Genomic DNA, 20111 nt, shown 5'->3' on the forward strand with positions numbered 1-20111 from the left:
ACGTGTCATTTCTTCTTATTTTCATAAATCCTGCATACATTACGGGTATATGTCGATATCTACGCATACATTTGGAAAATAAAGCATATTAGGGATTCCATTTTATGTGTGAGAGGAGTCTTGGCTCTTGGAAATTCGTCGTAACCTGCCTTTGCTGATGACCATTTGTTTCTTAAGTCAGATGGGCGGATTCATGATCCTGCCCCTATTTCCTTTGTTTATTGAGGAATTCGGCCTGTCCGGCTGGATGATGGGGGTTATTTTTGCGCTTTTTTATGTGGGGAAAGTAATTGGTGGCGTTCCTGCAGCAGCAATTTATAAGAAACTAGGTGGTAAAAAAGCTCTCATCCTCATGCTGATCCTGCTCGCTGTCTGTATGGGCGGCTTTGCGCTGTCTACTGCTGCGGTGTTATTCGGCCTGCTCCGACTTCTACAGGGGCTCGCTTCCACGGGCCTTACCGTGGTCGTACGTTCCATCATCGGGGATGGAGGAAATGTAGACAACCGCGGCCTGTATAATGGGTATATCAGCAGCAGTGAGGGCGGCGGCATGGTACTCGGTCCGGTCATAAGTGGCTGGCTCGCGCTGCACTGGCCATTGTCGGTGCCTTTTTTACTCGTTACCGTATGTTGTCTGATGGCCGTGGTCGCTGCGATGGGGATGAAGACAACGGCACAAGCTAGAGCTAATCATGGATCTGGGGATACGTTAAGTGATCCTCTGATAGAAGAGCCTTCGGCTGTCGTTAAGCAAAAACCTCTGGACAACTCAGGATACTCAGTGCTCTCCACGGATGAAGTTGTTGTAGAACCCAGCACAATTAACTCCCACCCTCATACTACTGTATCGACTGCGCCTCCTTTATCTTCATCACCTTCTGATGCAAAGTATACTCAGGAGGTGCATACAAGGCTTACCCGGCGGCAACAGCTGATCGGCTACGGTTCGGTACATTTTTTGGAGATGAGCGCGTATGCGGTATTCCTCACCTATTTTGCACTGTATGCAGCTCACATCATGCATTGGGACCCGTTTACCACCAGTCTCGCCTTCACCGTCTCCGGGATCTCTACTCTTGCCGCTGCTCCCTTTGTTGGTCATCTCTCTGACCGGTTAGGCGATCGTCTGTTGCTTTGCATGCTCGGCATGTTTCTCATTGGAATCGAAGTTGTTGTATTTCTAAGCACATCCTCCCATCTATGGGTCTACGTTGGCATGTTCATTGGCGGGGTTGGCGGTGCATGTTACATGGATTCGTTCTTTGCTCATATTGGTGATCATATCCCGGACGAGAGTCGAAGTTCTGTCATAGGCAAAATTGTCTCTGCTGCCGAGATCGGCTCCATCGTATCTCCACTGGTTGCTGCGTTGCTTACGGAAGTTGGATCGCTTTACGCCGTGTTTGTGTTCAACCTGGTGCTGATCGCTGCTGCCATTGTAGTTCAGGCCGTGATGCGCAGTCGGTATCGATTGAAAGAGGGGTAGTCCTTCGTTTGATAAAAAAGGATCACAAAAAATAACCCGCCTGCACAATTTAATGTGCAAACGGGCATTTCATTGGTGCATCTCCGGCCTGTGGCTGGTGATTCTCTATCTGTGCATTCTGCTGCTCGCTGCTTCGCGGCTCTGCGGCAGATGCCACGCCATCTTTCAGGGTATACGCCTGATCTTGACGGAAAAAGTTCGGCTTCACGATCTCATTACGATAGGAGCTGTGGAAAATATGCGTTGTCGCCGGGGACACTGGCGGAATTAGCCACACCCAATCTCCGGTTAGCTCACGTCCAGCCTTTTCCTCCCGCTGTTCAAACATAGCAAATTGCGCGGCTGCCGTGTGGTGATCCACAATGCTCACGCCTGCTTTTTTGAACGAATGCAGCACAGCCACATTCAGCTCTACCAACGCACGGTCCTTCCACAATGTCGTTTCACTCGACGTATTCAATCCAAATGCTGCCGCCACCGCAGGCAGCTTGTTATATCGGAACATGTCTGCCAGATTACGGGCGCCAATCTCAGTACCCATATACCAACCATTGAACGGAGCTGCTGGATAAGATATACCGCCAATCTCCAGTCGCATATCGGTGATCATCGGCACACCGTACCAGCGCATGCCAAGCTCAGCAATCTCCGCTCGCTCCGGGTGTTCAATCATCACTTCCACAATCTCTTCTTCGGGTATAACATACCACTCTGGAGCTTGTCCTTGCGCCTGAATTATGAGCGGTAACACATCATAGGAGCTACCTGCCCCCTGCCAGCCAAGTGACATCGCCGCCTTGGTCAGTTCCACCGAAGCAGGATCTCCAATAATGCCTTGCTCCGTCTCATATCCTGCATATCGAATGAGCTGATGATTCCAGAGACGTACCGGAGTTCCATTCGGCCCATCCGGTGGAAGGATGGTAATCATCGGGATTACTTTGCCACCGTTGGATGCCATATGGATATGATTCATCACAGCATCCGCTGCCGTTCCTACCGTATCAGCGTGACGGGCGTCCACGATCCGCAATTTATCCCAAAACAGTCGCCCGATGCAGCGGTTGCTGTTACGCCATGCCATTTTACAACCCTGCTCCAATTCCTCTGTGGTATGCACATAGGTCCCCGTTACTTCGATCTCGCCCATAACGGCAACAAGCCGGGCCTTTGCGTCTTCACGCGAATGGCCCAGCTCTTCATAACATGTATATATAAACCGTTCAGCTTCTTCCTGCAATTGTTCCAGGTCTGACCGCATTGTTCATTCCACCATTCTGTACATCTTGAATGCCATCATTATACGGCAAGCACACCGGATTTGTAAGCGAACGGACACTTTGTTCACGGACTCTACATATCGTTGTCAGGATGCAGGGTGACTTTGCTTATTTGCCCAGAAATGCGGTTAACATCCAGACCTCTTTATCCAGCGCAGCGGTGAATCCAATCAGCATATCTTCTGTTGCGTTATCTTCCGCTTCTCCTGCTTCGTGAATGCCTTGACGAATGACTTCCACCATCGTGTGCAAATCAGCAACCACCGACTCTACCATACGCTCAGCAGACAACTGTCCTTGTGCCTCTTCAATTGGAGAAAGACGTAGCTGTTCAGTCATGGTAGCCACCGGACGTCCACCAATAGCAAGCAAACGTTCTGCAACTTCGTCCATATTTGCCGTAGCCAAGTTGTACAACTCTTCGAATTTGGCATGCAGTGTGAAGAAATGTGGTCCTTGGACATACCAGTGGAAGTTATGAAGTTTCGTGTAAAGTACGGACCAGCCTGCGATCTGACGGTTCAGAACTTCTTGAAGTGCTGTGGCGTTGTTAGCAAAAGTGTTGTTTCTAGTTTGGATTGTGCTCATGGAATTTATCCCCTCTCGAATATAAAAATAGAATTTTAATTTTATAATGAATTGCTTTGGTTCACTTCTTTTAATTTAGACTTAATCTAAATCTTGTTTTAATTATAACACCGCATATCCTGTTTGGGAAGGCTTTTGCACTGACTTGTAAATGAAGATTCCATGAAGTACAGCTTCATAGAAACGTTGGCACACACAACTAACAAAATGATGAATGTAAGCAAATTGTTCCTAAACGATTGGACCTATGATAGACTCATCTGATCAGATTAACCATAAATTAGTGAAATAGGATGATACTCATCATAAGGATAGTTACCATTATAGAAAGTTAACTTAGTCACTTTTGCGGAGGTAAACATGAGGATATTTCAATTTAAACAAGAGTCAGGGAAAAAGATAACCAAATTTGATTCTAATTTCGTAATGTCACGTATTACGCAGACTAACAAAGCAGCTCATATCGGATGTATGCACTTGGCTGAGGGTGGAGTAGTAGGTTATCACCAAGCTGTGGTTCCTCAACTCCTTTTAATAGTAAGCGGAGAGGGCTGGGTAAGAGGTGAAGCAAATGAATACATCAAAGTTCGTTGTGGCGAAGCGGTTCTCTGGGATAAACATGAATGGCACGAAACCAAAACAGAAGCTGGACTCATGGCAATTGTAATTGAAAGCGAAGAGTTAGACAGCTCATCATTGATGCCTTTATAGAAGGTATAATATAAAAAAGCAGACCTGCACCACACTGGTAGCAGGACTGCTCCTCTATACATAAATCTCCTTAAACTCGGACGGGTTCGAAAGTCAGAATAGAACTGATTTCTTCATAGCTCGATACTACAAAATGAGGTTGATGATCGGACTCCGGCAGCGCCTCCCGATGGTTGAACCAGATGACTGTCCAGCCTGCATCCACTGCACCTACCACATCATTACGCCACGAGTCTCCGATGTAATAGCTGGAACGGGCATCAGTCCCTGTCTGCTTACTCACATATTCGAACAACCTGCGATCCGGCTTCGCATAACCAGTCGTTCCGGAGATGAAGACCAGATGCTCGTCCACGAGACTGAGCACATCCAGTGCTTCAAGCTTGCGCCGCTGATGTGCTCCTTCTCCGTTTGTGATTAGACCGACAGTATGACCCTCTGCCTGAAGCCTTCTTATCAGTTCATATGCTCCTTCAAAAGGTACTATCTCGAACTGTCTGCTCAGATACTGTGCTTGCAGTTCTTCAGCTTGTCCCGATTGGAGGGATACTCCAAACTCCTCCATCGTCAGCTCAAACCTCCGACGGCGCATTCGCTCCACCGCATCCGGTTCTGGCACAGCGGACAGATCTTCTTGAGCAGACAGCCAGTCACTATAATAACGAAAACGATGATAGGCCTCATCATAAGGGAAATTATCCGGCAGGCCGAGAACGTCCTGCAACGCGCCACGAAGCGGCTGCAAGTGATCATATAAGGTATCATCCACGTCGAAAAATATGTTTTTAGCATCATTCATTTTATCCATAATGGTTGTCTATCCTCCTGCTTTTGCGTCCAAAGATTCTCTTCTTACTATATATGTATTCATTTGTCCCGTCCAAAAGAGGATTTTTTGCAGCCCTCTCTAGGATAAACCATAGCCAGAGACCTCTGTCTGGCAAAGAATCATTAAATAGTCAGTCTTATATATAAAAACACCCCATTTCACAACTCATGGTCATGAAATGGGGTGACGCTCTTTTTTAATAAAATCTATTCTACAATCAACGATACAACTTTACCTGCATTCACATCAATCAGGCCATGGTCCGTAATCTTCAGCGCGGGACTTACCGCAAGGGAGTGCGTGCTAATCGACATGATCGGATTGTAATGCACGTACCCAAGAGACAACATCGCTGCTCTCAGTTCCTTCACTTGATGGGATACCACTGCAAGTGGTTCCTCCGTCAAAATGCCACCTACGGGAAGTTCCAGATGGGACAACACCTTGCCGTCTTCCACCACACAGAACCCACCCTGGCTCGAAATCACTGTGTTAGCTGCCAATATCATATCTTCACGATTACGTCCTACAACCAGCAGGTTGTGATTATCATGTGAGTATGTCGTTGCAATAGCTCCACGCTTGATGGTGTCTCCACCGATCAGACCATGTGCACGATTGCCGTTCACGCCATAACGTTCAAAGGTCGCGATTTGCGCATATCCGCTTTCTTCCCATAACAATTCGCCATCCGCAGACTGGATCGGTGCAATATGTTCTTCCACAAAAGTAGAACCATCCTTCACCATCATGACACGGCATTGGTGCTCACCTTCACCAGCGAGATCAACACCTGATCCGCTGACTTTTGGGTCTGACAACTGAATTGCAAAATCTGTTACGCCCAGCTTCTCCAACTGTACACTCTTATAGAAGTGAGGTGGAAACTGCCCGGTTATGCGTTCCTGCTTATACGGTTCGTAATCGTCATAAGCTTTGCGGCCGTTTTTGTACACCTGATCAATAGAAAGATCCTCCAGGTTGGATAACAACACATAATCGGCCACTTTGCCTGGGGCCACGCTGCCACGATCGGTCATTTTCATCCGGGTAGCAGGGGTAGATGTTGCGGCGTAGATCGCATCTTCCGGACGCATCCCCATCTGAATTGCTTTACGTACGATATGATTCAGATGACCATGCTCCACCAGTGAATCCGGCATCACATCATCCGTAACAAAGCAGAAATGCTGCGCCACATCATGTTGAATCAGGTACTCCATGACTTCCGGGGTCATTGATTTCTCCTGAATTTCAATAAACATACCTGCCGCAATCCGCGCCTGTAATCCCTCAATGCTCTGATGAGTATGATCGGAATCGATACCTGCGTAGATCAGTCGATGCAGATCAAGTCCAAGCAGTTTCGGTGTATGTCCTTCGATTACAAGATCCGGATAGTTTTTGCGAATATGCTGTAAAATCTGGTTTGTCTTACACTCCGGATCACGGATGACATCGACATAGTTCATGATCTCGCCCAGACAGATGATCTCGCCAGTGGCGAGCAGTACGTCCATATCTTCAATCTCGATCGAACCACCTGTTGTCTCCATCGGGGTTGCCGGAACGGAACTCGGGATCGCATAGAACATATCCACGGTGGTTTCCCGACTCACAGCCATCATCTCCTGCACACCTTCCAGTCCGAACACATTTGCCATCTCATGCGGTTCTGCGACAATGGATGTTACCCCACAGCCAATCAGACCATGGGAGAAGGTATCCGGTGTCACCATGGTACTTTCGATATGCAGATGGATATCAATCAAGCCAGGAATCATGTATCTTCCCCGCGCATCAATGACTTCGTCTGCCTGAATCATCTCAGGTCCACCGGGTCCAACATACAGGAATCTGCCGCCCAACACAGCGACGTTGTTCATTTCAAACCGTTTATAATAACTGTTATACACATGTACATTCACAATCAGTTGATCTGCACGCATGGGGCATAATCTCCTTTTTCACAAGCATTTCACCGAGATTCGGACTGAACAATGAACCTGCACTTCTTAATCAGATGCACTACACTTGATTGCGTACCACTGCCTCGTCCGGAATCACTGAATGAAATGCCTTCTTTGCTGCTCTTATTTCTTAATACTGTTCCTTACATTCACGACTACTCCACCAGCACAAGCTTGTCCTGTGGGAAGATCAGGCTAACACGTTGCCCGCTAAGGTATGGTGTTTCCATCTCCTGATTTGCTGTAAAGTCACCGAGTTCCGTCTCGATCACATACTGATAACTACGTCCCAGATAGGTGCTAACTTTGATAATCCCCGGCAAAGCATTCACCACATCTGCAGAGATATCTCCACTTACGATCAGATCATCCGGGCGAATCGCACCTTTGCGTGCACCGGGACGTGCTGTTCCAGGATGCGCAGTTGCTGTAAATGTGCGTCCACCTGCGCTCAGGGTGATTAATTCACCTGCATCGCTGCGATCCGCAAATTCAATAAAATTATGGAACCCGATGAATCGTGCTACAAATTCAGTCGCCGGATATTTGAAAATGGTTTCCGGGCGGTCGAGCTGCTCAACCACGCCTTTGTTCATAATCGCTACCTGATCCGAGATCGAGAAGCACTCTTCCTGGTCATGAGAGACATACAGCGTTGTAATGCCCAGCTCTTGCTGAATCCGGCGAATCTCCACCCGCATGTTGAGGCGCAGGTTGGCATCCAGGTTACTGAGCGGTTCGTCGAACAAGAGCAGGTCAGGTTCAATGACCAATGCACGAGCAATGGCTACACGCTGACGCTGTCCACCGGACAGTTCTTGTGGAAAACGTTTCTCAAATCCATTCAGGTTAACGACTTCCAGGATTCGCATCACACGGGAAGAGATATCCTTGTCTTTCACCTTGCGCATCCGCAGGCCAAAGGCCACGTTGTCATAGACAGATAGATGCGGGAATAACGCATAACTCTGAAATACAAATCCGAAGTTCCGCTTGTTCGCCGGAACCTTCGTATAATCCTTGCCGCCGAACATAAACTTGCCCTGCGATGCTTCCAGAAATCCGGCGATGAGGCGCAGCGTAGTTGTTTTGCCGCAACCGCTCGGTCCGAGCAGGGAGAGCAGTTTACCTTTTTCCAGCTCCAACTGAAAATCCTTCAGGATTGTCTGCTTATCGTATGCCACGGATACGTGGTCTAATGTCAGCAATGCCATAGCGTTCTGCGCCTCCAATTAACGTTTAGTAAAGTATGAAAATCCGCCCATGATCCGTTCGATCACGAACATTAAGAGTCCGGTCAGTACCATCAAAAGCACGGAAATCGCTGCAATCGTTGGGTCAAAATAATTCTCAACATACGTCAGCATCTGAATCGGTAATGTGCTTACCCCTGGTCCGGTCATGAACACCGAGATGTCCACGTTGTTGAAGGATTCCAAGAAGGCAATCAGCACGGCAGCGATAATTCCTGAGCGGATGTTAGGAAGTACGATTGTGAAGAACGTTCTTACCCGTCCCGCGCCGAGACTCAGCGCAGCTTCTTCCACTGCAAAGTCAAAGCTCGACAGACTCGATGCGATAACCCGAATGATAAATGGAAGCATGATAATCGTATGACCGATCAACAGTCCGAGATACATCGGCAGATGGTAGATTACGATCAGGTATTTCATCAATGTAAAACCGAGCACGATTCCCGGGATCAGTACCGGGGACAGGAACAGTGCGTTCAGCACAGACTTGCCTTTGAAATCGTAACGACTGAGTGCATACGCAGCCGGAACTCCGAGCACCAGCGCCAACAGGTTCCCCAGCAGGGAAATGATGATGGACGTCTGGAATGTGCGGAGGAATCCGCCTGTGTTGAAAATATTCTCATACCAGCGGAAGGAGAACCCTTCCGGCGGAAATTTGAGTACCGTTCCCGGTTCAAACGAAGTGACCGATATGATCAGAAGCGGGCCCAGCAGAAAGATAAAGACCAGCAGACTGAACAGGCCCAGCCCGATATGTTTCTCCCGCATATGTCTACCCCTTCGGATTTAAAGTTTTGGCCATTTTGTTCATGACACCGACCACGACAAATGTAATCACAATCATAATCGCGGCAACAACCGAGGCCAGATACCAGTCGTTGAGAGTCATGGCGTTCTGATACAGGAACGTAGCAATCACGCGCTGTTTACCTCCAAGGAGGGCAGGTGTGGTATACGCCGTCAGGCTTCCAACAAAGACAAGCACGGCTCCGATCACAAGTCCTGGCACAGCCAGTGGGAACACGACCCGGCGGAATGCCGTAATGCGCGATGCACCCAGACTTTGTGCTGCTTTGAGCAGGTCACCGTCAATGTTCTCCAGCACGCCCACCAGAGAGATAATCATCAGTGGCAGGAACAGGTGTGTCAGACCGATCATCATGGCTGCCGGCGTGTACAGAATGTCCAGCGGCTTGTCCACGATACCCAGACCAACAAGGGTGTTATTGATCAGCCCTTTGCGTCCAAGGATAATCATCCAGCTAAACGAGCGCACGACCGGGCTCGTCAGCAGTGGGAAGATCGCCAGTGCCAGCAAAATGCCTTTGCGACGCGGCGCTTTCTGCGAAATATAATAAGCTGTCGGGAATCCGAGCACCACACAGACGATGGTGGTGACCACGCTGACTTGCAACGTCGTAAGCAATATTTTCAAAAAGTATGGGTCTCTGAAAAAATGCATGTATCCTTCAAACGTGAAGGAGTTTTCTTGGAAAAACGTCGACCCGATCGTCAGGACAATCGGAATGATCATAAATGCCGCCAAAAACACGAATCCCGGCAGCAATAGCCAGTAGATTACTGATTTCTTCATCGCGATACTCCTGACTTTTAAAATGGTTTTATTCACACGTTAAAAGCACAACTTTACACTATCTCACTCCGTGCCAGAAGAATCTTTCGATCGCTGTTATCCCCAGATTTTTTGATCCTTATTTAAAAGGTGAAATCCGGGGATAAAGGCGAACGCTTCGCTTCTCCAGCTTTCTTCTGTCACTACGTTATTGTGTAAAACATGAATTTAACTATCATAGCTACGCGTTTAATGCGTTGATAAACAGTTCAAGGAAGCTTTCTGCATCTACAGTTTCGCAGACGAGGGTGTTGGGTTGCTCACCCAAACGGTTTTGGAAGTCACATACCATCTGGCCATCGCACAGGCGGCTGGCGGTTTCGACATCGACGTAATACGATTTGCGTCCTACCAGTTCAGGGGCAAGGGCTACGCCCACGGCTAGTGGATCATGCAACGCGCAAGCGCGGACGCCGTTCATTTGTTCATATCGGTTGATATAAATCTCTGTGCTTTGAGCGACGTATGCACGTATTACAGGATCTGTGAGGCGCTCAATCGTTGCTTCATTCAGCAATGTTTGACGCGTCACATCCAGTCCGACTTGAGTAAGCTTCTCGATGCCTGCGTGCAGTACGATGCGAGCTGCTTCTGGATCTGCGTATGTGTTGTACTCGGCGGTCGGTGTAATATTGCCATGTCCGCGAACAACACCACCCATGAAGATGACTTCCTTCAACAAAGAAGGCAGTTCAGGACACTTCATCAGCGCGAGGGCCAAGTTCGTTAAGGGTGCGGTCATGATCAGGGTCAGTTCGCCCGGATACTGCTTGGCTTGCTCCACGATAAAGTCTGGCGCAAAACCTTCCTCGGCTTTCTTAGACACGGCCGGATCAGGCAGCGCACCGCCCAATCCATCCTGTCCATGTACCCGGTGTTCATAATGCGACTTGCGAGTAAGGGGTCCTGCCGCTCCAGCAATTACCGGAATTTCAGGTGCATCCGCGAGTTCAAGAATTTTGCACGTATTCTCTGTTGCCTGCTGGAGTGATACGTTCCCACAGACTGTGGTGATGCCGAGGATGTCCAGCTTCCGGCTTTTGACGGCCAGCAAAATCGCCAGTGCATCGTCAATCCCCGTGTCCACGTCCAGAATGATGCGATTTTGCGCTTCACTCATCCGTTCTCAACTCCTATACGGTATTGGTTGCTTGCTGCAAATGATAAGTTGAACTAAAGAATATTTACACTTACCACTCCGATGACAGAATAACCTTCCGATCGCTGTTATCCCCAGATTTTTTTGAATCCCTTCTTCAAGGGGAAAATCCGGGGATAGCGCGTGCTTCCGAAGCAGCTTTCTTTCAGAAAGCTTTTAGGCGAACGCTTCGCTTCTTCACGTTATTTCTGCCCTCTCCGTTCTCGTGTAAAAAGTTTAGTTAAACTATATAGATCAAAGATAACTATTTAGTCGGTTACTTGTTTTTATTGTGCAATCTCACGGTTCCAGCGATCTGTCCATCCTTTAACCTGTTGATTCACGAATTCCATATCCAGCTTGTTCAGCTTCTCAACAACTTCAGCGCCGTATGTTACGCCTTCTGCTTCTTCAGCAGTCAGTTCAACCTTTGTGTTAACCGGGGAATCGACTTTAGCTTTGGCAGATTTCGCTTGTACATCCTGGCTGAGCTGCCAGTTGATGAACTCTTCAGCCAGCTCTTTGTTTTTGCTGCCCTTCACGACATTGATTGTGTTCATCACGGCATATGCACCTTCGGTAGGTGTAACAAACTTTGCATTAGGCACGGCTGCTTTAAGATCTTTGAAATACATTTCCATGATCGGTCCGCCCGCAATTTCTTCTTGGGAGAACATGTTCACGAACTCGGAAGTTTGGCTGTAGAATTTCACCACATTGCTGCTCAGTTTTTTCAGTTCAGCAAATGCCGCATCTTCATTAAACGTATCATTTCCGGCTACACGGGAAGCTGCATCTACAACCATTGGGCCTGCTGTTGCCGTAATATTCGGAATGGTCAGGTTACCTTCGAACGCCGGGTCCCACAGGTCACTCCATGAAGTCACTTCTTTGGATACGAGATCCGGGTTATAAGCGATACCGAGCTGTCCAACCGTGTAGGCCGGGCCATAATCTTCACCAAGTGGTGCTTTGGCAATATCATAAATGTCATTTACATTTGGAATTTTGGAGCGGTCGATTTTCTCAAACAGACCTTCATCGATACCTTGTTGTGCATAATAATCAGACAGGTAGATAACATCGACATTTGATGTACCTTGACGAATTTTGTTCAGACGTTCAGCGTTATTGCCGACTTCGAGCACGATGTCTACATTATGTTCTTTTTCAAAGGGGCCAAATACCGATTCATTGAAGAAATCTTCCGAGAAGCCCCAAGTGGAGATCACCAATTTGTTAGCTGCTGTTCCACCACTGCCTGATCCGCTTGTTGCATCCTCCGTACTGCTGCCACAACCTGCAAGTAATACCGATGTCATTGCCACTGCTGCCAAACCGCTAATCCACTTTTTCATCATGATCCTGATTCCCCCTGATATGTGTGATGTGTATGAAAAAACAAAAAGAAAAGTGCTCTTGTATAAACAAGAACACTTTTCTTCGTAAACAAAGGAAAGCGACACCCGCTGCCGGTACATCATCGGTTTCTGCTTCAGAATCAATCCAAAGACAGACGCCATCATATGAAATTGTACGGAACCTAATCATGAATCCGGCCATAACCGCTGTATACATCAACAAGAATTAATCCTGCCGATCCATCCTTAGGCCTGTTCCAGAATCACATTTGTGATTGCCCACTGAGTGGACGCATCATAATCCCGCAATATAGCTTCAATTGGCAAACCCATGTGTTGCTCGAGCTTCTCCCGGAATTTCTTCTTATATAAGACAGACATGCGGAAGTCCACTTCCAGCTTTAAGCCGGGGGCCTCCCCTTCCAGGGCATCAGAGCGCGGTGAACGTCGGTGCTTCGCGTAGAAGGTCACAATATTCTGGTCAATGGTCACTCTCAGGAGAGTGGTGCCAAATCCGAACAGTTCCTTCGAAATTTCGTTATAATACTGGCACATCTTCTTCTTGCTCTCATTGCTGTCCAGTAGTTCCATGAACTCACCCACATCTCTTACTACCGTACATTCGACGTGTTAACACGATTGATTATACATAAATATACGATTATAGGCAACCCAAAAGATATAGTTAACATGATAATAACACATAAAAGCGAACGATGAGACATTAACAGCAGAAAACAATTCGGCTTATACCACAGTGAATTTACATTAATATGCCTGCATGTCATTCCTATACTATTGTTGCTTCTACACTCCGCTTTAATACACAGGATTCGTAGCTTTGTTTCAGCTTTCCCTAAATGGGCACTAATTCCTGCGAAACATAGACAAACTTCGTCATTAACCGTTAAAATGAGACACAATGTTGACATGTTTTTATTTTCTAGAAATTGGAGGCTTAACCCATGAAATGTCCAGTATGTAATCATGAAAATGGAGATGCCCATTTTTGCGAGAGGTGCGGCTCTAATCTAACGCAAACAACCTCATCACCAACTCCTGTACCGAACCCGGAATCTGCTGCTGCTTCCGAACCCGAATATACCCGTTGGTCCAGCACGCAGGCTACCTCTTCCCAGACATCTGCTCCATCCAACACACCGTCCGTCTCCATTCACAAGGAACAGGCGAGAGAATCAACAGGTACCAATGACCATTCTTCTGTAGGAGGCAATAACTCCAATCAGTGGAATAATATTGTGCAGAATGAGAAAGTTCAGCAAGCCAAAGAAGTAAGTAAACAGTATCTGTCCTATTTCCTCAGTGTATTGGCCCGTCCTTATCAGACGATGAAAACCGTTGGCGACCAGCATTCACTAAACGGATGGCTAACAATGGCGCTAATTGCAGTTCTTTCTTCTACATACTTCTTAATTACCTTTAGTCGCATAGGCATGGACGGCTTGTTCATTGGTGGATTTTTAAGACCGCTGTTGTTCACCGTCATTATCCTGATTGCCTCTATTGCACTGATGTACGTTATTCTGAAGATTGAAAAAATAACCTTCCGTCCCAAAACACTGGTTGCCCAGTTTGGTACATTGCTTGTTCCTGCTGTCGTATCCCTTGTTCTGGCAAATCTGTTTATTATCATCTCGTATTCCATCGCGATCTCATTGCTTGCTGTCTCGTATATCATTATCTTTGTTGCGCTGAACTCGGTGCTGTTCCAATATCCACTGAATCGTACCAAAGCAACCATCGACAGCATGTACAGCGTACTGATCGCCAATGTGGTCGTGTTCTTTATTGTGTATCGATTGTTGGGTGAGATTATCATTGGACTGATCCGCCTAATGCTTTCGCCGTTTGGTCGTCTGTGAATTATATAAGTTGAACTAAAGATTATTTACACTTGTTACTTCGATGACAGAACAACCTTCCGATCGCTGTTATCTCCAGATTTTTTTTAATTCACTTTTTGCAAAGTGAAATCTGGCGCAGTGAAGTCGTGGTGACCGCATGGACCAAAACGATGAAGCTCGACCAATTCGACGATGCCAAGGTGGGTACTTTTATCAATAAATATATCAATCAGGGACCTGAAAAGATTCCTGCCTCTGTTCGCCAGGGTGGCGGAACGATGTAATGACGTAATTACTCAGTCATATGAAGACCTTCCAAAGAGTAACAATGAGGTTTCTTCCACTGATGAGCATGGTCAATATAGGATTGAAACGAAACTAGCTCCCGGATCAAATTGACTCGGGAGCTAATTCTTTATGGACCGGATGCCGATATTTCAAGTAGAAAATGGTATATTTGATATACAATACATACGAACCAAAAGAAGAACGACAAGCACCAAGTAAAGAGACAAAAAGAAGATTGATTCAACAGATCAAGGGGGAACACTTTTACCAATGAATAGTTTGTTTATGAGGATCTTTTTATTTTTTTCCTGTCTGATGCTGGCCGCGGGTGCGGTCCTTGGCATTACCATGTACCGTTCATCGGCCCAACTGGTCGAACAATCCATGGGGATGCAGGCACAGGCTGTGGCTGAACGGGCAGCTGCATTAATTGACACCTCTCTGTATGCACCACTCAGTACCGGACAGGACAAGACAGCGTATTACGGCATATTGCGTGAGCAGCTTAGTCAGCTGCGCGAGGCCAATGGACTTAAGTATCTGTACACCCTTGGTACACGCGAAGAAAATGGAACAAATACATATTTCTACGTTGTGGATGGGGCTGCTGCCGATGTGGCAGAGGATGACTTCTCCCCTTACGGTTCCGCAGAAGAGACCCACTATGAAGGAATGCTGCAAGCTTTTGAACAGAATGAGCCTATTCGGGGCGAACTCACACAGGATGAATATGGCGCTACCATTACAGCCTATGTGCCGATCCATGGGGCTGACGGAAAAGTACTGGGGCTGGTCGGTGCGGATCTGGACTCCACTGCGGTCTATGAACTGATGTCCCGCAACCGTATGACCATGATCTGGACAGCCTTGGCTATTGTTCTGCTGAGTGTCTTGTTGGTGTATGGATTCGCCCACTACTTGACCCGTCCATTGGTGAAGTTGAAGAAGTTAATCACCCAGGTAGGAAAAGGCGACCTGACCGTCAACGTTGAACTTAGTCGCAAGGACGAGGTGGGGCAGCTCGCTTCCGAGTTCAAACATCTGGTTACAGGTACTCGTGATGTCATGACTGGCATCCGTCAAAGCTCCGATTCTCTGCTACAGGCTGCAGAAGGTGTATCGAAACATTCACAGGCGACTGCAGAAGCCAGTCAGCGTATTGCCGAACATACGAATCATACGGCCAGTGGAGCTGCTGAACAGGTAGCTCGTGCGGGCGAAGTTACGGTAGCCATGGAAGAGATCACGCGCAGCATGCAGCACATTGCGAATTCTTCTTCTATGGTCGCCGATGTATCACAGGAAACGACCAATAATGCGGTGCAAGGTCAGGCCAACATCAACACGGCGATTGACAGTATGGACAAAATTCATCAAGCGAATGTGCAGATGGTGGCCTCCACCTCTCAGCTGGAGCAGTACTCAGGTAAAATTGAGTCGGTGGCACATCTGATGAAAGGCATCGCTTCACAGACCAATCTGCTCGCACTTAATGCAAGTATTGAAGCGGCTCGTGCAGGAGAGTATGGCAGCGGGTTTGCGGTGGTTGCCTCAGAGGTTCGCAAGCTTGCGGGGGAATCAGAGCAATCGTCCCAGCATGTAACCGAACTGATCGCCGAGATGACACGCCAGACCGCCCTGTTGTCAGAACATATGTCTGCCAGCACATCAGCAGTCCAATCCGGTCTCGCTGTTGTTCAGGAGGCAGGCCGTTCATTCACATCCATTCATACCGGGATTGAGACGATGAATGAACGTCTGCACGAAGTATCCGCAGCATCCGAGCAACTGTCTGCCAGTGCAGAAGAAGTGTCCGCTTCTGTGGAGGACATGGAACATATCTCACGCGAATCCTCTTCAAGTATCCAGAAGGTGTCTCATGCTACCGGAAGCCAGCTGCAATCCATGGATGAGATGAGTGCATCCGCCGAATCTCTGCGGGTATTGTCCAGTGAGTTGAACGGATTGATTAGTCGATTTAAAATATAGCGTGCAGCTTAGATTGCTATATAGATCGGCTATATAGATTGAACTAAAGAATATTCACACTTGCCACTTCGATGACAGAACAACCTTCCGATCGCTGTTATCAATCTATATAAATCAGCACAAACAAAAAGCCGCACGGCAGGGACGGGATCATGGGGTTCAACCCCATATCCAGACCACTGCCTGCGGCTTTATTTTTGTTGTACCTTTAAGGATGGCAGGCCCTGAGGCTGCCTGAATTAGTAGCGCTGCGGAGCAGCTTTTTTACCCAAATCCGTCATGTACGTAAAGAACGCTTCCGGATCGGTATCATACACCAGTTGTACTGGACGTCCGTCTGCTTGCTCCACCGTACGGCCCTGGCTAGGACCATCCGGGATGACAATACAGTTCACGGTTTTTTTCTTCACGATGTCCTCGCGTCCAACGGAAGCCGTTGTCAGCACATCCCACAGATAGTATGTGGAATTTGTCTCACTGTACACCAGTGGCGGACAACCTGCGTAACAGTTACCCAGGAAATCGACGCCTTCGAAGCGACGCTCTGCTGCCCAGCGGTTACGAACGGCTGGAGTCAGAGGTACTTTGTTCGTGCTTTCCAGTGCAACCAGATCGATCTGGATACCACTCTGCCATACACGGTAAGCCGCTTCCGGGTCCCAGAATACGTTCCACTCTGCTGTGCCGTCATGCTCAGGCTCTTCTACGTTACCGCGCTCGAATGTACCACCCATCCATACCAGCTTGTCGATTTTCTCTTCAATGTCTGGTGCTTCGTCCAGTGCACGCGCAAGGTCAGTCAGTGGGCCTGTGAACAGAAGCAACGTTTTGCCTTCGGTATTGCGCACTTTCTCAATCAGATGCTGGTGTGCAGGAACGGCAGAGAGTGGTGCTTCCATTTTGCCGGACTCGTTCAGTACAGGAAGTGCATCTACATAGAAGGAATGCAGTCTCCACGCCGCAGGAAATGGATTTTTCCCTCTGGAGTTGGATTTGGATACCTCTACGGAATATGTACCAAAACGATCGATAATTTTACGGCTGGCATCTGTTGCTGGCTCCAGATATCCGTCTGCCGGAATAACCGATACGCCGGTTACATGTACATTGTCCATTTGCAGAAGCATGAACAGCGATACGAGGTCATCCACGCCGCCGTCATGGTTGAAATACACATTAAGTTGGTTCGTCATGCTTGCTTTCATCCTTCCCCTGGTTGTCCCATTGATGTTGATCATCCGTCTGCCCAAGGCCGACGCTCTCTCTATTATGTCCCATAACCCTTGGCTACGTAAACCTTCCCCATGCAAAGAAAACAAGGATCACGCCTCATCCTGCGGATATTTTACAGTTCCACCATTCCATCTCAGGAGGACACACAGCTCTACTCTCATTGTTATAAAAATAAAGAAATGGACAGCAGGCTTGAAGCCCCGCCGTCCATCTCACCCCATCCATGCATTACATGGACTGGTTCTGTTTCTCTTCATTCTTCTCTGCAATCGGCACATACTTGCCTGGCCAGAAGGCCCATTTGCCCAGCAATGCGGTGATCGCCGGTACCATGAACGGACGAACCAGGAAGGTATCCAACATCACACCAACGGCTGTGATAATACCAAACTGCACCAACACCTGAATTGGCAAAGTAGCAAGTACGGCAAATGTTCCTGCCAAGATCAGACCTGCAGATGTAATAACCGAACTTGTCTCGCCAACACCTTCTCTAATCGCTTGACGAAGCGGCATCGTTTTGCGTTTCTGCCAGATGCTAGAGATCATGAAGATGTTGTAGTCTTCACCCAGTGCCACGAGGAATACGAAGGAATACAGCGGAATCGCTCCCTGAATGGCATCTGCGCCAAGTCCGTAGTGAATAATGATCCAACCCAGACCCAGTGCAGAGAAGTACGATAGAACGACTGTCGCGATCAAGTACGCTGTGGCTACGATTGAACGCAAGTACATCAGTAGTAACAATGTAATCATGCCGATGACTACCGGAATAATGATCTTGGAATCCCGTTCTCCGGTTACTTCAATGTCATACTGTTCAGCCGTCTGACCATCGATCCAGACTTGACTGTCCACATTAGCTACACCAGCGTCTTGAAGCGCCTGTTCGGCAGTAGCCCGCAGATCTGGAATATGCTGCATTGCCTCCATGGAATATGGATTCAGATTAAATTCCACATCAAAGGCAGTAATGTTGGCATTCTCAGCACCCTGCTGAGCATCGCCTACTTTGCTAATGTAATCCAGCGCTTCGAGACGCTGCTTCAGATCAGTTTCTTTGCCTTCGGCATCAACGATCACTTTGACTGGAGCCAGCTCACCTTGGGAGAATTGTTCGCCGATGACGGTGAAACCTTCGCGGGAAGGTACATCCTCCGGGAAGGAAGACAACAGATCATACGTGAATTTAACCTGAGTAGAGAATGTCGCCAGTCCTCCCAGCAATACCAACGTAATTGCAAGAACGGTCCATGGCTTTGTTATTACAACACGGCCAATCCAGCTTTCCTTGATTTTGCGTGGGGCCGGAGCCGGTTTGCCTTTTTTCTTCGCACGTTCCACTTCCATCTCATGTGTACGCGGTACGAACGGGTAAAATGAACCCCGACCGAAGATCGCCAGGAGCGCCGGAACCAGCGTCAGACTTGCAATAAACATAATAAAGATGGACAGACTGAATGGTACGGCAAAGCGTTGATATGCACCGTATTCAGCCAACAACAGCACCAGTAGTGCTGCAACAACCGTGAATCCACTCATGGCAATGGCGCCGGAAGATCCGGTAATTGCCTGGAAGATGGCTTTCTTTTTGTCTGGCTCATGATAGAGAATTTGACGGTATCTGGAGATCATAAACAAGCAATAATCTGTTCCTGCTCCAAATAACAATACCGTCATGATCGAGATCGACTGTGCGTCTACCGTAATCCAGCCTTGATCTGCCATGAATCCGAGTATGGGGCTTGTCACCATATACGCGAACCCAACCGCAATAATCGGGATAATTGCCAATACCGGCGAGCGGTAGATCAGCAGCAACAGGACTAATACCAGAACAACCGTAGCGATCAGCAAGGATACATCGGCGGAAGAGAACAGTCCGCTCGCATCAATGGATATTCCTACCGGTCCTGTTACACGGGCAATCAGTGTATTGGTATCATCAATGGCTACATCGAACGGATTTGCCCCGAAGATGTCTTGTGTTTTTTGCTCAAGTGCTTCAATGGCTTCCTTCAATTGTTCCGAATCGGCACCTTCATTGAAGAAAAGTGGCATTACCAAAGTACTTCCGTCTTCCGAAAGCTGACCTTTCAATGCCTGTGGTGGCAATTGATAGAGTGGCACAACGGACTGTTGTTGTTCTACCGGATCTTGATCCAGTCGCTCCGTTAATGCCTGAATGTTCTCAATCTGCTCATCTGTCAGACCGCCGGCTTGACGCCATACGATCAGTGCGGGCAATCCTTCACCACCAGGGAATTCCTTCTCTGCAAGTGCAGCTGCCTGAATCGATGGTTTGGATTCACTCAGATCCTGTGCGTTATTGGTTTCACGATCACCTACAGCAGGCCATACCATGCCAAGCACAACGGCGATAATGATCCATACCAACAGTGTAATCCATTTGCTTCGTTTGCCGGCTACCCAGCGGCCGTAACCCGAACCTTCCTGCATTGTCTCTTCATCTCCCTATTCTGT

General features: G+C 47.9%; 17 protein-coding genes. 5 read left to right on the forward strand and 12 right to left on the reverse strand.

Going from position 1 to position 20111, the window contains the following annotated elements:
• The first annotated feature begins 127 nt into the window (after positions 1-127).
• On the forward strand, positions 128-1486 hold the full coding sequence (locus MKY66_RS28055; protein WP_076209694.1) for an MFS transporter: 1359 nt from the start codon (positions 128-130) through the stop codon (positions 1484-1486).
• Positions 1487-1535: 49 nt separating this feature from the next.
• Here MKY66_RS28055 and MKY66_RS28060 read toward each other — a convergent pair whose 3' ends face one another.
• Both MKY66_RS28060 and MKY66_RS28065 read right to left on the reverse strand, forming a co-directional pair.
• A complete protein-coding gene (locus tag MKY66_RS28060; protein WP_076209693.1) occupies positions 1536-2747 on the reverse strand; it encodes a nitric oxide synthase oxygenase in 1212 nt (403 codons plus the stop codon).
• A 127-nt stretch (positions 2748-2874) separates the two neighbouring features.
• The gene (locus MKY66_RS28065) at positions 2875-3354 is read right to left on the reverse strand and encodes a Dps family protein (protein ID WP_179088500.1); all 480 of its coding nucleotides are present in this window, start codon (positions 3352-3354) and stop codon (positions 2875-2877) included.
• Positions 3355-3714: 360 nt separating this feature from the next.
• Between MKY66_RS28065 and MKY66_RS28070 the strand changes: the two genes are divergently transcribed.
• A complete protein-coding gene (locus MKY66_RS28070) occupies positions 3715-4065 on the forward strand; it encodes a cupin (protein WP_076209692.1) in 351 nt (116 codons plus the stop codon).
• Positions 4066-4135: 70 nt separating this feature from the next.
• On the opposite strand, the gene MKY66_RS28075 is transcribed toward MKY66_RS28070, so the two are convergent.
• The 8 genes from MKY66_RS28075 to MKY66_RS28110 all read right to left on the reverse strand — a co-directional run bounded on the left by MKY66_RS28075 (position 4136) and on the right by MKY66_RS28110 (position 12843).
• Positions 4136-4873: an HAD family hydrolase gene (locus MKY66_RS28075; protein ID WP_076209691.1), complete on the reverse strand. Its 738-nt coding sequence runs from the start codon at positions 4871-4873 to the stop codon at positions 4136-4138.
• A gap of 227 nt (positions 4874-5100) precedes the next feature.
• Positions 5101-6843 (reverse strand): adenine deaminase C-terminal domain-containing protein, encoded by a 1743-nt coding sequence (locus tag MKY66_RS28080; protein WP_076209690.1) that lies wholly within the window; start codon positions 6841-6843, stop codon positions 5101-5103.
• Between the two features lie 176 nt (positions 6844-7019).
• A complete protein-coding gene (locus MKY66_RS28085) occupies positions 7020-8078 on the reverse strand; it encodes an ABC transporter ATP-binding protein (RefSeq protein ID WP_076209689.1) in 1059 nt (352 codons plus the stop codon).
• 18 nt (positions 8079-8096) lie between these two features.
• On the reverse strand, positions 8097-8888 hold the full coding sequence (locus MKY66_RS28090) for an ABC transporter permease (protein WP_017691790.1): 792 nt from the start codon (positions 8886-8888) through the stop codon (positions 8097-8099).
• Between the two features lie 4 nt (positions 8889-8892).
• Positions 8893-9714 (reverse strand): ABC transporter permease, encoded by an 822-nt coding sequence (locus MKY66_RS28095; RefSeq protein ID WP_036612869.1) that lies wholly within the window; start codon positions 9712-9714, stop codon positions 8893-8895.
• A gap of 220 nt (positions 9715-9934) precedes the next feature.
• Positions 9935-10873 carry a nucleoside hydrolase gene (locus tag MKY66_RS28100; RefSeq protein ID WP_076209688.1) on the reverse strand — a complete coding sequence of 313 codons (939 nt, stop codon included), beginning with the start codon at positions 10871-10873 and terminating at the stop codon, positions 9935-9937.
• 305 nt (positions 10874-11178) lie between these two features.
• Entirely contained in the window at positions 11179-12249 is a 1071-nt protein-coding gene (locus tag MKY66_RS28105; RefSeq protein ID WP_076209880.1) for an ABC transporter substrate-binding protein, read from the reverse strand.
• Between the two features lie 249 nt (positions 12250-12498).
• Entirely contained in the window at positions 12499-12843 is a 345-nt protein-coding gene (locus MKY66_RS28110; RefSeq protein ID WP_017691786.1) for a Na-translocating system protein MpsC family protein, read from the reverse strand.
• A gap of 374 nt (positions 12844-13217) precedes the next feature.
• On the opposite strand from MKY66_RS28110, the gene MKY66_RS28115 reads away from it, so the two are divergent.
• From MKY66_RS28115 to MKY66_RS28125, 3 genes are all read left to right on the forward strand, one after another.
• Complete coding sequence (locus MKY66_RS28115; protein WP_076209686.1) at positions 13218-14135, forward strand: hypothetical protein; 918 nt, start codon at positions 13218-13220, stop codon at positions 14133-14135.
• Between the two features lie 98 nt (positions 14136-14233).
• On the forward strand, positions 14234-14401 hold the full coding sequence (locus tag MKY66_RS28120) for a DUF3105 domain-containing protein (RefSeq protein WP_339806490.1): 168 nt from the start codon (positions 14234-14236) through the stop codon (positions 14399-14401).
• Between the two features lie 274 nt (positions 14402-14675).
• Positions 14676-16394 carry a methyl-accepting chemotaxis protein gene (locus MKY66_RS28125; protein ID WP_076209685.1) on the forward strand — a complete coding sequence of 573 codons (1719 nt, stop codon included), beginning with the start codon at positions 14676-14678 and terminating at the stop codon, positions 16392-16394.
• Positions 16395-16633: 239 nt separating this feature from the next.
• Here MKY66_RS28125 and MKY66_RS28130 read toward each other — a convergent pair whose 3' ends face one another.
• Together MKY66_RS28130 and MKY66_RS28135 are read right to left on the reverse strand one after the other, a co-directional pair.
• Complete coding sequence (locus MKY66_RS28130) at positions 16634-17587, reverse strand: nucleoside hydrolase (RefSeq protein WP_017691781.1); 954 nt, start codon at positions 17585-17587, stop codon at positions 16634-16636.
• Between the two features lie 268 nt (positions 17588-17855).
• The gene (locus tag MKY66_RS28135) at positions 17856-20087 is read right to left on the reverse strand and encodes an MMPL family transporter (RefSeq protein ID WP_076209684.1); all 2232 of its coding nucleotides are present in this window, start codon (positions 20085-20087) and stop codon (positions 17856-17858) included.
• Positions 20088-20111: the final 24 nt, after the last annotated feature.

It is taken from the genome of Paenibacillus sp. FSL R5-0766, from assembly GCF_037971845.1.
Classification (GTDB): domain Bacteria; phylum Bacillota; class Bacilli; order Paenibacillales; family Paenibacillaceae; genus Paenibacillus.